The sequence below is a fragment of the Streptomyces sp. NPDC036764 genome, from assembly GCF_055609385.1.
The window spans coordinates 125,842-138,064 of the sequence record NZ_JBVJPT010000018.1; the positions used below are offsets into that span (position 1 = coordinate 125,842).

At 69.9% G+C, this 12,223-nt stretch carries 9 protein-coding genes; 2 read left to right on the top strand and 7 right to left on the bottom strand.

The features are described 5' to 3' along the window. Positions 1-154: 154 nt before the first annotated feature. The 5 genes from ACZ69Q_RS40860 to ACZ69Q_RS40880 all read right to left on the bottom strand — a co-directional run bounded on the left by ACZ69Q_RS40860 (position 155) and on the right by ACZ69Q_RS40880 (position 7,988). Entirely contained in the window at positions 155-3,391 is a 3,237-nt protein-coding gene (locus tag ACZ69Q_RS40860; protein ID WP_471052770.1) for a S8 family serine peptidase, read from the bottom strand. A gap of 268 nt (positions 3,392-3,659) precedes the next feature. Beyond that, positions 3,660-4,343, bottom strand: coding sequence for an ABC transporter ATP-binding protein (locus ACZ69Q_RS40865; protein ID WP_471052772.1), 684 nt, complete (start codon positions 4,341-4,343; stop codon positions 3,660-3,662). A 238-nt stretch (positions 4,344-4,581) separates the two neighbouring features. Further along, positions 4,582-6,048, bottom strand: a complete 1,467-nt coding sequence (locus tag ACZ69Q_RS40870; protein ID WP_471052774.1) for an ABC transporter permease — start codon at positions 6,046-6,048, stop codon at positions 4,582-4,584. A 162-nt stretch (positions 6,049-6,210) separates the two neighbouring features. Further along, entirely contained in the window at positions 6,211-7,467 is a 1,257-nt protein-coding gene (locus ACZ69Q_RS40875; RefSeq protein WP_471052777.1) for a L,D-transpeptidase, read from the bottom strand. Positions 7,468-7,673: 206 nt separating this feature from the next. Continuing rightward, positions 7,674-7,988 (bottom strand): hypothetical protein, encoded by a 315-nt coding sequence (locus ACZ69Q_RS40880; protein WP_471052780.1) that lies wholly within the window; start codon positions 7,986-7,988, stop codon positions 7,674-7,676. A gap of 190 nt (positions 7,989-8,178) precedes the next feature. Between ACZ69Q_RS40880 and ACZ69Q_RS40885 the strand changes: the two genes are divergently transcribed. Together ACZ69Q_RS40885 and ACZ69Q_RS40890 are read left to right on the top strand one after the other, a co-directional pair. After that, the gene (locus ACZ69Q_RS40885) at positions 8,179-8,475 is read left to right on the top strand and encodes a hypothetical protein (RefSeq protein WP_471052867.1); all 297 of its coding nucleotides are present in this window, start codon (positions 8,179-8,181) and stop codon (positions 8,473-8,475) included. A gap of 42 nt (positions 8,476-8,517) precedes the next feature. Further along, positions 8,518-9,279 carry a hypothetical protein gene (locus tag ACZ69Q_RS40890; protein ID WP_471052783.1) on the top strand — a complete coding sequence of 254 codons (762 nt, stop codon included), beginning with the start codon at positions 8,518-8,520 and terminating at the stop codon, positions 9,277-9,279. Between the two features lie 55 nt (positions 9,280-9,334). Here ACZ69Q_RS40890 and hutH read toward each other — a convergent pair whose 3' ends face one another. Together hutH and ACZ69Q_RS40900 are read right to left on the bottom strand one after the other, a co-directional pair. Further along, positions 9,335-10,873, bottom strand: a complete 1,539-nt coding sequence (gene hutH, locus ACZ69Q_RS40895) for a histidine ammonia-lyase (protein WP_471052870.1) — start codon at positions 10,871-10,873, stop codon at positions 9,335-9,337. A 105-nt stretch (positions 10,874-10,978) separates the two neighbouring features. Continuing rightward, a complete protein-coding gene (locus tag ACZ69Q_RS40900) occupies positions 10,979-12,127 on the bottom strand; it encodes a GGDEF domain-containing protein (RefSeq protein ID WP_471052785.1) in 1,149 nt (382 codons plus the stop codon). Positions 12,128-12,223: the final 96 nt, after the last annotated feature.

The window sequence follows — 12,223 nt, forward strand, 5'->3', positions numbered from 1 at the left end:
CGTACTCCCCCCCCCCCCCCCCCCCCCCCCCCCCCCCCCCCCCCCCCCCCCCCCCCCCCCCCCCCCCCCCCCCCCCCCCCACACCACCCCCCCCCCCCCCCCCCCCCCCCCCCCCCCCCCCCCCCCCCCCCGGGCCTCGTGTGTCAGCGCCGTGTCACTTGCCGTAGTAGGCGTTGTAGATCGAGACCGTCGCCTTGTTGCCCTTCTTGTCGGCGACCTTGGCGTGGAAGGAGATCGCCTTCCCCTTCTCCGGGTTCTTCACGGTGATCTTGCCGTCCTTGACCTCGACCTTCTTCCAGGTCTGGCCGTAGTCGTACGACACGTACACGTGCAGCGACTTGAGGTTGCTGCCCGCGGCCGCGCCCTCGACGGCGACCGGGATTTTCACCGTCTCGCCCGCCGTCACCCGGCTGTCCAGGCCCGTCTTCGCATTGAAGCGGACCGTGGAGACCGGCAGCGATACGTGGTCCGCGGAGGACTTCTTCGAGCGGAACGTGAAGCTCGCGTCGATCCGCGTCGAAGCCGCCGCCACCTTGACGCTCCGCTTCACGGACGTCGTCAGCTTGTACGCGGCGTCAGCGGCGGGGACCGTGAAGATCTCACCGAAGAACGGGTCCTTGTTGGAACCGATCTTCGTGCCGTTGCGGTACAGCTCCGTCTTCACCGAGGTGAAGTCGGACGAACCCGCGTGCTTGTTGGCGTCGGCGAACAGCGGCAGGTACCCGTAGAGCTCGTTGCCGTCGCGGAAGACGCCGAACTCCTTGTTGAGGTGCGGACCGAAGACCGCGGTGTTGAAGGTCTTCGTGTACTTCTGGCCGGCCTTGAAGGTCTGCGGGTCGCCCAGGGTGTAGTAGGCCTCCGGGACCGGGAAACCGTCCGGGTCCTTGGCTCCCCCGAACTGCAGGAAGTCGAGGCCCCAGCGGACCTGCTCGCCGGTCGACAGGTACAGGGTGCGTGTTCCCGGCTTCTGCTCGACGGCCGCGCCGAAGACGGCGTCGTCGGGCAACTCGCCCCACGGGCTGATCGCGCCGGTCTTGCCACTCGCCGCAGCGCCCAAATTGGCCTTGACCGTGGCGAGTTCGCTCTGCTTGAAGTGACGGACCTTGTCGCCGACGAGGTGCTTGACCTTGGCACTGGTCACCACGTCGTACTCGGCGTTCGCGCCCTTCGTCCACTGCCCGTACCAGGTCTGGGTCAGGCCGGTGGAGACATCGGGACCGAGCGCCGCGATACGGATGTTCTCGAAGGAGTCCAGGCCGACCCCGATGGGGAGCATCGCCGGCTCGTAGAAGTAGCTGATCAGCGCGGCCAGCGGCTTGGCCGAGGGGTCCGGCACCGTGATGTCGGCCGACTTGGTCTTGCGGGCGTCGATCGTCACCGAGGTGTTCTTGGTGATGCCCAGCTTCGGCTGGACCACCCAGTCGAGGCCGCCCTCGAAGTTGGTCCAGTCCTTGGCGATCCACGCGTCCAGCACATAGTTGCCCTTGGGCAGACGCATCTTCGTGGTGCCGGACTCGTCGATCGTCACCTGGTAGACCCGGTCCGTGGCCAGGCCCGAGTAGCCGGCGAAGATCGTGTTGTACTCGGGGGCCGGCTTTCCGTCCCGGCCGATGTGCTTGACGGTGACGTCGTAGGACTCGATCTCACGCTGCACCGCGGCGCCGGTGCGGACGCTCTGGCCGCCGCCCGTCGCGGTGACGTACGCGGAGTACGCGCCGTCGAGCGTGCCGCCCAGCTTGGTGTTGACCGTGAAGCCGACCGAGGCCTTGCCGCCCGCCGGGACCGTCACCTTCGTCGCCGCGAGCTTGAAGAAGCCCGCGGGAGCCGCCTGGCCCTTGGGGTTGGTGGCCGTCGCGGAAAGCTGGAGCGTGACCTCCTTCGTACCCGTGTTGCGGTACGTCAGCTCCTTGGTGACGGGCTTGTCGTCGGTGTGCGGCCACTGCTGCGTGCCGAAGCTCACCGACACCGGCTCGCCGATCACGGTCTGCTTGATGGCCTTGTCGACCTGGATACGGCCCGAACCCTGCTGGAACGGCGTGTACTTGCCGCCCTTGGCGGAACCGGCCAGCGCGCCCTTCAGCTCGGCGTACGTCCAGTCCGGGTGCTGCTGCTTGAGGATCGCAGCGGCGCCCGCGACATGCGGGGTCGCCATGGACGTGCCCTCGATGGTCAGGTAGCCGGGCGGGTTCTCGCCGACCTCCTGCTCGATGAGGCTGCCCTTGGCGGACGCTGCCGTGATGGCCACGCCCGGCGCGGTCACGTCCGGCTTGATGCCGCCGTCGCCGATCCGGGGGCCGGTGCTCGACCAGGGCGCGAGCGCGTCCTTGTCGTCGACGGCGCCGACGGTGAGCGCGGCCTCGGCGCTGCCGGGCGAACCGACCGTCTCCGGGCCGGAGTTGCCGGCCGCGATGGCGAACAGGATGCCCTTGTCGGCGGACAGCTTGTTGACCGCCGCCTCCAGCGGGTCGATCTCCGGGGTGTCCATGCCGCCGAGGCTGAGGTTGACGACCTGGGCGCCCTGCTCGGCGGCCCACTCCATGCCGGCGAGGATGCCGGAGTCGTCCCCGGAGCCGGTGTCGTCGAGGACCTTGCCGTTGAGGATGTCGGCGCCGGGCGCGACACCCTTGTACTTGCCGCCGGACTTGGCGCCGGTGCCGGCCGCGATGGACGCGACGTGCGTGCCGTGGCCGACCTTGTCCTCGGCGGTGGCGGCCGGCGTGAAGTTCTTGGCCGCGATCACCTGGTCCTTGAGGTCCGGGTGGGTCGCGTCGACGCCGGTGTCCAGGACGGCGATCTTGACGCCCTTGCCGTCGTAGCCGGCCGCCCACGCCTTGGGGGCGCCGATCTGCGGCACGGACTTGTCGAGGCTGGCCTTGCGGACGCCGTCCAGCCACACGTGCGCGATGCCGGAGGCCGTCTTGTCACCGTTGGTGAGCGCGTCCCACAGCTCGGGCGTGTCCTGGTGCGGGGTCTGCACCGCGTCCGCGTTGAGGGACTTCAGGGTCCGGCGCAGCTTGCCCGCGTCGCGGACGTCCGCCTTGGCGCCGGCCGCGGCGCCCTGGTAGCCGACGATGACCTTCAGGCCCTTGGACTGGGAGGCACGGGTCGCGGACTTGCTCAGCTCGGTGACGTCGAAGAGACGCTGGTCGAGCTTGCCGCCGGCGACCAGCCGGGCCGCGTCGGCCGGGATCACGAGCGTGTGCCCGTAGGCCTGGCGTATCTGTACGGGTATGTGCTCGCGCCCCTTCGCCCGCTCCAGGCCGACCACGCGGCCCTTGGAGTCGACGGAGACCCGGTCACCCGTGATCAGGGTGATGCGGTGGGGGGACGTGAGCGAGGCGGCGGCGCCGGTGGGGCGCTGCTCCGGTTCGGCCGACGCCGGGCTGGTCATTCCCGCGGCGAGGGCGATGGCGGCGGCCGAGGCGACTGAGGCCGCGCATACTCTATTGACTTTTCTGCGCAAGTTTCCCCCTTGCAGAAGGTCCGGGTGAAGTTCCCCGTTCACCCGGCCGGGGGAGGTCCCGTACGCATGCGCGTCACCCCCCGGAATACGCAGTATGCCGAGGGGTGATCAGGCTCCTCAATAGATGAGAGGAAGATGAGGAGCGCACCTGCCGACTGTTACGCGACGGCGTGAACTCCGTTACGTAGTCGCGCGGTTACGCCCCCGCGTTCTCCTTGACAGTGATGCGGCCCTTGCGGATGGTGGCCAGTCGCGGGGCCTTTTTGGCGATCGCCGAGTCGTGGGTGACCATGATGAAGGTCAATCCCAGTTCCTTCCACATGCGTTCGAGTACGTCCATGATCTCGTCGCGCATCGACTCGTCGAGATTTCCGGTGGGTTCGTCGGCCAGCAGCACCTTCGGTTCCTTGACGAGCGCGCGGGCGATGGCGACGCGCTGCTGCTGGCCGCCGGACATCTCGGACGGCAGATGCGTGAGGCGTTCGCCGAGGCCGACGGACTTCAGTGCCTCGGCGGCCCGTTCGCGGCGCTCCTTCGTCTTCAGGCCGAGGGGGACGAGGGCCGTCTCGACGTTCTCCTGTGCGGTGAGGGTGGGGATGAGGTTGAAGGACTGGAAGACGAAGCCGATGCTTTCGCTGCGGACCCTGGTGAGCCGTGCTTCGGGGAGCTTGGCCAAGTCGGTGCCGTCCAGGACGACTTCGCCGGAGGTGGGCCGGTCGAGGCCGCCGAGCATCTGGAGCAGGGTGGACTTGCCGCCGCCGGTCGGGCCCTGGATGACGAGCCGGTCGCCGTCGGCGATGGTGAGGTCGACGCCGTCGAGGGCGTCGATGGTCTCCTTGCCCCGGGTGTAGCGCTTGGTGACGTTTCTGAGTTCGTACATGGTGGGTGGCTCCTGGGAGAGGTTCGGGGGTGGTGCGAATCGTGTGTCGGCTGCCGGTGGATGGGGGCTGGTCGCGCAGTTCCCCGCGCCCCTGAGGGGGCTGCAGTCCCGTCGGCGGCCGGCGGACGGCGTCCGTCAAGCCGCGGGCATGCGTGCCGCCTGGGGCGGCACGGGTGGGCGCGGGCGGCACCCCGTCGCGCCGGGCTGCGCACCCACTCCAAGCCCCCGCCGACGTCAGCTACTCGACGCGCCTCAGCGCATCCGCCGGCCGTAGCCTCGACGCGCGCCAGCCGCCGAACGCACCGGCGATCAGGCCGCCGGCCACCGCCAGCCCCACCGCCAGCGCAACCGTCGTAAGGCTCACCGGCGCCGTCAGCGCGACGTCCAGCGTCGAACTGGCGGTCTGCCGCATGGGGCCGCCGCCACCGGGACCGCCGCCCATACCGCCGCCACCCCCGGTGCCGCCGCCCAACTGGGCCTGGAGCGTCGGGCTGATCGCCGTCACGACGTACGCGCCGGCCAGTCCGACCGCGATGCCCAGCGCGCCGCCGAGCAGCCCGTTGACGACCGCCTCGCCGACCACCTGCCGGGTCACCCGGCCCGACTTCCAGCCCAGCGCCTTGAGCGTGCCGAACTCCCGCACCCGGCGCGAGACGGCCGAGGAGGTGAGCAGGCCGGCGACCAGGAACGCGGCCACGAGCACCGCGATCGACAGCCACTTGCCGACACTGGTCGCGAGGGACGAGGCCGTGGACAGGGAGCCGGACACCGTGTCCGCGAGGTCCGCGGAGGTCGTCACCGTCGTACCGGAGATGTTCTTCTGGATGGCCGACTTGACGGAGTCGATCCGCTGGGAGTCGGTCGCCTTGACGTAGATCGTGGTGACCTTGTCCTTGGCGTCGGCGAGCGTCTGCGCCTGCTTCAGCGGGATGTAGAGGTTGGCGGCCGCGTCCCCGCTGTCCGGCGTGGCGATGCCGATGACCTTGAACTTGGTGCCCTTGACGGTGACGGTCGAGCCGACCTTGAGCTTCTTCTCCTTGGCGTACGAGGTGTCGGCGACGACGACCTCGGCGTCGGTCTCCGTCGACTTGAACGTACGGCCGCTGGTGATCTTCGACGAGGTCAGCGGGCCGAGCGCCGGCTTGGTGACGTCGGCGCCGTAGACGGAGTAGTTGTTGACGTCGAAGTCGGCGCCGCCGCCGCGTACTTCGCCCTGCGGCTGCCCGGTGCCGTCGGCGCCCTGCCCGGGGCCGCCCTGCTGGCCCCCACTGCTCTGGTCCTGCTGGAACTGGCCGCGCGTGAACTGCCCGCTGACCTTGATGACCTGCAGGCTCAGCCCGCCGACCACGTCGGAGACGCCGCTCTGCGAGCCGACCTCGGCGACGGTCGAGGCCGACAGCGTCTGGAAGCCCTGGACCATGACGCGGTCGGTGGACTGCTCCTCGTCGTCGCCGTCGGCCTGCGCGTCGAACTGGAAGCGCGGGCGCTCGGAGGAGCTCGCCGCCGGTTCGGCGGCCTTGGTGACGGTCATGTCCGTGCCCAGGCCGTACAGCGACTGCAGGACCTTGTCCTGGGCCTGACTCATCCCGGAGGACACGGAGTTGACCACGATGACCAGCGCGATGCCCAGCGCGAGTCCGGAGGCGACGACGAGGGCCGCCTTTCTGCGGCGGCGCAGCTCGCGCCTCAGGTAGGTGAAGAACATGGGCCGCAAGCTAGGGACGGCTCGTGATGAAGGGATAAGGCCGAAATAAGAGATGGATGAGAAGGCGGCACCGCCCCGGAAAACACCGATGCCGCCCCTGAGGGCGGCATCGGATGTCTGTGCGGGAGCTGTGGGGCGGCTACGCGCCCGGGTCGGGGCGGGTCAGACGGCCGAACCGGCCTTCCACTGCGCCCAGTCCATGTTCCAGCCGTTGAGGCCGTTGTCCGGCGCGATCGTCTTGTCGCCGGTGTTCTGGACGACCACGACGTCACCGACGATGGAGTTGTTGAAGAACCAGTAGCCCGCGGTGCCCTTGTCGTTGGCGCCCTTGGTGTCGGACAGGCCCACGCAGCCGTGGCTGGTGTTCACGCTGCCGAAGATGGACTTGGCACCCCAGTAGTTGCCGTGGATGAAGGTGCCGGAGTTCGACAGGCGGATGGCGTGCGGCACGTCCTTGATGTCGTACTCGCCCTTGCCGTCGTCGTCCGTGAAGCCCACGGTCGCGCCGTTCATGCGCGTCTCCTTGAACTTCTCGGACATGACCATGGTGCCCTGGTAGGTCTTGTTCTCCGGGGAGCCGGCGGAGATCGGGATGGTCTTGATCGTCTTGCCGTCCTGCGTGACCTTCATCTGCTTGGTCTTGGCGTCGACGTAGGAGACCTGGTTGCGGCCGATCTTGAAGGTGACCGTCTTCTCCTGGACGCCGTAGACGCCCTGGGCGCCCTCGACGCCGTCCAGGGCCAGCTTCAGGGTGACGGTCGAGCCCTCCTGCCAGTACTCGTCGGGCCGGCAGTCCATGCGGGTGTCGTTGAACCAGTGGCAGGCGACTTCCTGGCCGCTGGTCGAGGTGACGGTGACGCCCTTCTGGACGGCCGCCTTGTTGCTGATCGACTTGTCGAAGTTGATCGAGACCGGCATGCCCACGCCGACCGTGGAGCCGTCCTCCGGCGTGAAGTAGCCGAGGAAGCTGTTCTTCGGGGAGACCGTGGTGAAGGAGGCGTTCTCGTGGGCCTCCAGGCCCTTGGCGTCCTTCGCCGTGACCGCGACCTTGTAGGTCGTGGAGCGGTCGAGCTGGGCGCTGGGCTTCCAGCTCGTCTTGTCGGCGGATATCTGGCCCTCGACGGCCGCGCCGTCGGCGGTCGTCATGGTCACCTCGGTGAGCGAGCCCTTGCTCACGGTGACGGTGGAGCTGTTGATGGAAGCGTTGTCGCTGCCGTCCTCTGGCGTGATCTTGATCTGCGCCTCGGAGGTCTTCTTGGCTGCCGCCTCGTCGACCTTGGACTGCGAGGTGTCGTCGTCGCTCGCGGAGGCGTCACCGCCACTGGAGCAGGCCGAGAGCACCAGGACACCGCCGAGCAGTGCGGACGCGACCGTCAGGCCCTTGCGCCGCCTACTGTTCGTCATCACACGCTTCTCCATACTTTCCCGAATCCCCAAAACGCCCGAGAGTCCCCGTAAGAATCTTCAACGCTACGACCGGTTCGTCCCGTTCCCCATGCCTTGCATGTGTGGGGCACACCACGTTCGCCGGGGCGGATGGTGCGGATGTCGGTCAGTGCGCCCCATGAGACGACGAAACCCCGGGCGGCGGTTGCCGTCCGGGGTCACGATTTCCCCAACACGCCTCAGCCGACCCGCGCGGCCCCTTCGCCGTCGAAGTCCTCGTCGCCATCATCCTCGTCGAGGTCCCAGTCCGGCGAATCCGGGTCGTACTCGATGCGCTCGCTCGACCAGGAGGCCTGCGCGAGCTCGACCCCGGGTACCTCGCTGACCAGGTCGAACGGATCAACCAGATACGCGAGGGCCTCGGCAGTGTCTTCCGTCACAGCGCTCTCGGCGTGAGCCCGTTCGTCGACCGGCACCGTGGTGTCGTCGGCGATGCGCCGCATGGCGGCCTTGGTGACGGCGTCCGCGTCGTCCACTTCGAGGACGAGTTCCACGCGAAGCCGCACAAAACGTGATGTTCCTGGAGTACTCATGCCCGGAGAGTACGGCGCATTTCTCCCGTGACTTTCCCGTGACCCGCGACTTTCACTAACATCGCCCCACACGGCCAATTCGCCAGCACCACAAGGGGATCGATATTCCGTGTCCGCCGCTCACCGATCGTCGTCCACCGCACGCCGATCGCTGCTGACCGCCACCGCCGCGGGGGCCCTGCTGGGCGCCCTGTGGTTCGTGCCCTCCGCCAACGCGACGGGCGACGAACCGGCGAGAACAGAGCCCTCGGCGACGCCCACGACGCAGGTCACCCAGCAGGCGCGGGCCGCCTCCGAGGGTACGGACGGCACGACCGCGGACGACACCCGGCTCGCCGACACCGGAAGCTTCGACACCACGCCGTACGTCGTCGGCGGAACGCTCTTCCTCACGCTCGGCGCGGGCTTCATCGCCTACTCGGTCCGTCGCGAACGCCTGGGTTTTTAAATTCGCTTGACGCCCCTTTGACCTGCGCTTCATAGTCCGCCCATGAAGAGATCATCGGGCGTGCGTGTAGCCGCCACGGTTGCCGTGAGCGCGCTGTCGCTCGCCCTTGTCACGGGTTGCGGTGGGGAGTCCGGCGGTTCGGACGCGAAGGCGCTGACCGCAGCGGAATTGAAGAAGGCGATCATCGCCGACGGAGACGTCGACGGCTACAAGGTGGACGCGTCGGGCAAGCAGCTCCCGTCCAGGGACCAGATCAAGAGCAGCGACGACAAGTGCAGTCCGCTCGCCTACGCCATGGGCGGCCTGCCGCCGGGGGATGCGGCCGCCGGCGCGTCCGTGATGGCGACGCAGGAGAAGAAGCGGCCCACCGACGGCGCCTCCAAGCCCGCGGACGAGCTGAGCGAGGCCGAGATCGAGGACTCGCTCAGCAACGCGATGGACATGACCCTGACGGTCGTCGGGCTCTCCTCGTACGACGGTGACGGCGCCGAGGAGACCTTCAAGTCCGTGTCGGACGCGGTGAAGAACTGCTCCGAGGGCTTCCCGTTCGTCATGCAGGGCGAGGACCAGAAGCCCACCTCGGTCACCGCGGAGAAGGGGTCCGCAAGCGGTGACGAGTCGGTCGCGTTCGCCGTGAAGAGCGACCTGGAGGACGGCGACGTCGGCACCACGCACGTCGAGGTGGTGCGGCACGGCGGCACCATCGCCACGTACTACACGATGAACATCGGCCTGATGATGACCGACAAGGCGTACTCCGTCCCGGCCGCCGTCATCGAGGCGCAGGCCGCGAAGCTGAAGTAACCCGCCCTGACCGCCGTACCGGGGCCCTGTCGACACGACAGGGCCCCTTGCCGGGTCACTGCAGCGGGCCGGTGACCTTCTCGGTCGCCGTGACCAGTTCCCCGCCCCGCACGAACGCGTCGGCGGCGGCGAGGTCGGGCGCCAGGAAGCGGTCCGGTCCCGCACCCCGGACGCCGGCGGCCCGCGCGGCGTCGATGACCGCCTGCGAGGCCGGGGCCGGGGCGAGCCCCTCGCGCAGTTCTATGGCACGGGTGGCGGCGTACAGCTCGATCGCGAGGACGCGGGTGAGGTTGTCCACGACCGTGCGCAGCTTGCGCGCCGCGGACCAGCCCATGGAGACGTGGTCCTCCTGCATCGCGGACGACGGGATCGAGTCCGCGGAGGCGGGCACGGCCAGCCGCTTCAGCTCGCTGACCAGCGCGGCCTGCGTGTACTGGGCGATCATCAGCCCGGAGTCGACACCCGCGTCGTCGGCCAGGAACGGCGGCAGGCCGTGGCTGCGGTTCTTGTCCAGCAGCCGGTCGGTACGGCGCTCGGCGATGGAGGCGAGGTCGGCGGCGGCGATGGCGAGGAAGTCGAGGACGTAGGCGACGGGCGCCCCGTGGAAGTTGCCGTTGGACTCCACGCGTCCGTCGGGCAGGACGACCGGGTTGTCGACGGCGGCGGCGAGCTCGCGCTCGGCGACGAGCCGCGCGTGCGCCATGGTGTCCCGCCCGGCGCCGGCGACCTGCGGCGCACAGCGCACCGAGTACGCGTCCTGCACGCGCGGCGCGTCGTCCTGGTGGTGCCCGGTGAGCTCCGAACCCTCCAGCACCGCCAGCATGTTGGCGGCCGAGGCGCCCTGCCCGGGGTGCGGGCGGATGGCGTGCAGCTCGGGCGCGAGCACCTTGTCCGTGCCGAGCAGCGCTTCGAGGCTGAGGGCGGCGGTGACGTCGGCGGACTTGTAGAGCGTGTCGAGGTCGGCGAGGGCCATGATCAGCATGCCGAGCATGCCGTCGGTGCCGTTGAGGAGGGCGAGGCCCTCCTTCTCGCGCAGCTCGACCGGGGCGATGCCGTGTTCGGCGAGCAGCTCACCGGCGGGCCGCACGACCCCGTCCGGACCTTCGGCGTCCCCTTCTCCCATCAGCGTGAGCGCGCAGTGCGAGAGGGGCGCGAGGTCTCCGGAGCAGCCGAGGGAGCCGTACTCGTGGACGACGGGCGTGATGCCGGCGTTGAGGACATCGGCCATGGTCTGCGCGACCTCGGGCCGCACGCCCGTGTGTCCCGAACAGACGGTCTTGAGCCGCAGGAACATCAGGGCCCGTACGACCTCCCGCTCCACGCGCGGTCCCATGCCGGCGGCGTGCGAGCGGACGATGTTGCGCTGCAACTGGGCCCGCAGCTCCTGGCTGATGTGCCGGGTCGCCAGGGCTCCGAAGCCGGTGGAGACGCCGTAGACGGGATCGGGCTTGGCCGCGAGCGCGTCCACGATCCCGCGGGCCGCGGTGAGCGCCGCGACCGCTTCGGCCGACAGCTCGACGCGGGCCCCGCCCCGCGCCACGGCAAGAACGTCGGACGCGGTGACCCCGGACGTCCCCACCACCACAGTGTGCATATCCATATTCAGGAGCGTACGCAGTGAAGACGAAGATGTCACTAGTGGGTGAGCGGTACACCCCTTACAGCGCCGGGGCGCATCGCGGCGGGCGTGCGGGCGGCGTCACGGCATCCGGCCCCGGAAGCGCCGCCGCTCCACGGCCCCCTCCTCCGACGGCTCGGCGTCGGCGAGCCGCACCACCGGATCGTCCGGCCCCTCCCGCCCCGCCACCACGGGCCGGTCGGACCGCTCCGCCTTGGCCTGGTACTGCGCGGCATCGGCGAGCCGGAACAGCCGCCGGGCGGAGTGCACGGGCCCGATGGGGTCCTCCGTCGACGCGACCCCGCACGCCACTCCCTCGCCCAGCTCCAACTCCCCGGCGCGACGGCACAGTTCGTCCGCGGCCTTCACCACGTCGTCGGCCGGCGACCCTACGACCAGCAGACAGAACTCGTCGCCGCCGAGCCGCGCCGCAAGCGCTCCAGGCAGCATCGCGCCGCACAGCGACAGCACCGACCCGAACCGCTCCAGCAACCGGTCCCCGACGGCGTGCCCGCGGGTGTCGTTGACGTTCTTGAGCCCATTGAGGTCGCAGACCACGAGGCTGACGACGACGCCCTGGCCGCGATGCCGCTCGATCGCCTCCTCCAGCCGCACATCGACGGCACGGCGGTTCGCGAGCCCGGTCAGCGCGTCGGTGAACGCCAGTCGCCGCGCCTCCTCCAGCCGCTCGCTCTGCGCCAGCCCGGCGGCCACGACAGAGGCGAGCACGGTCGCGAAGTCGGCGTCCCCGCGGTCGAACACCGGCGCCCCGGCGGACCGGGCGACGTACAGCTCACCCCAGGCCCGCCCGTTCAGCACGATCGGCGCGACGACACAGCACCCCCGCCCGCGGCGCCGCAGGGCGGCGACCCGCTGATGGCAGTACCCGGGGTGCGCGGTGGCGGGCCCCTCGGCCGTCTCGACCCAGGCGTTGGGCTCACCGCCGGCGACCCACCGCTCGTGCAGGAACTCGGTGATCTCCGGGAACTGGTGCACGGGATAGGTCTCGTCACCCGGGAACTCCTCCTCCCCCTGGGCCCGTTCCCCCACGTTCGCCAGCACCCGCAACCGCCCGAGCTCCCGCTCCCACACCGACAGCGCGGCGAAGCTCCCGGCGAGCGCCCGGCACGCCCCGAGCGCCGCCGCCCGCCAGGACTCGCGCGGGGTGTGCGCCGCCGCCATCCCCTGCGCCAACGCCACCACGGCCGTGAGCCGTCCGTCCTCACCCATCACTCCAGGTTAGGGAGCTTTGCCCAGATTTGGGACGTTGGCGTGGCGAACGGGGAGGTCACAGGGCATTCAGCCCACGCACCACCGGGAAGTCCG

What these genes read in the sequence shown, in the direction of transcription:
- ACZ69Q_RS40860 (WP_471052770.1), bottom strand. Translation starts at nt 3,391, where the DNA reads ATGACCAGCCCGGCGTCGGCCGAACCGGAGCAGCGCCCCACCGGCGCC.
- ACZ69Q_RS40865 (WP_471052772.1), bottom strand. Translation starts at nt 4,343, where the DNA reads ATGTACGAACTCAGAAACGTCACCAAGCGCTACACCCGGGGCAAGGAG.
- ACZ69Q_RS40870 (WP_471052774.1), bottom strand. Translation starts at nt 6,048, where the DNA reads ATGTTCTTCACCTACCTGAGGCGCGAGCTGCGCCGCCGCAGAAAGGCG.
- ACZ69Q_RS40875 (WP_471052777.1), bottom strand. Translation starts at nt 7,467, where the DNA reads ATGGAGAAGCGTGTGATGACGAACAGTAGGCGGCGCAAGGGCCTGACG.
- ACZ69Q_RS40890 (WP_471052783.1), top strand. Translation starts at nt 8,518, where the DNA reads ATGAAGAGATCATCGGGCGTGCGTGTAGCCGCCACGGTTGCCGTGAGC.
- hutH (WP_471052870.1), bottom strand. Translation starts at nt 10,873, where the DNA reads ATGCACACTGTGGTGGTGGGGACGTCCGGGGTCACCGCGTCCGACGTT.
- ACZ69Q_RS40900 (WP_471052785.1), bottom strand. Translation starts at nt 12,127, where the DNA reads ATGGGTGAGGACGGACGGCTCACGGCCGTGGTGGCGTTGGCGCAGGGG.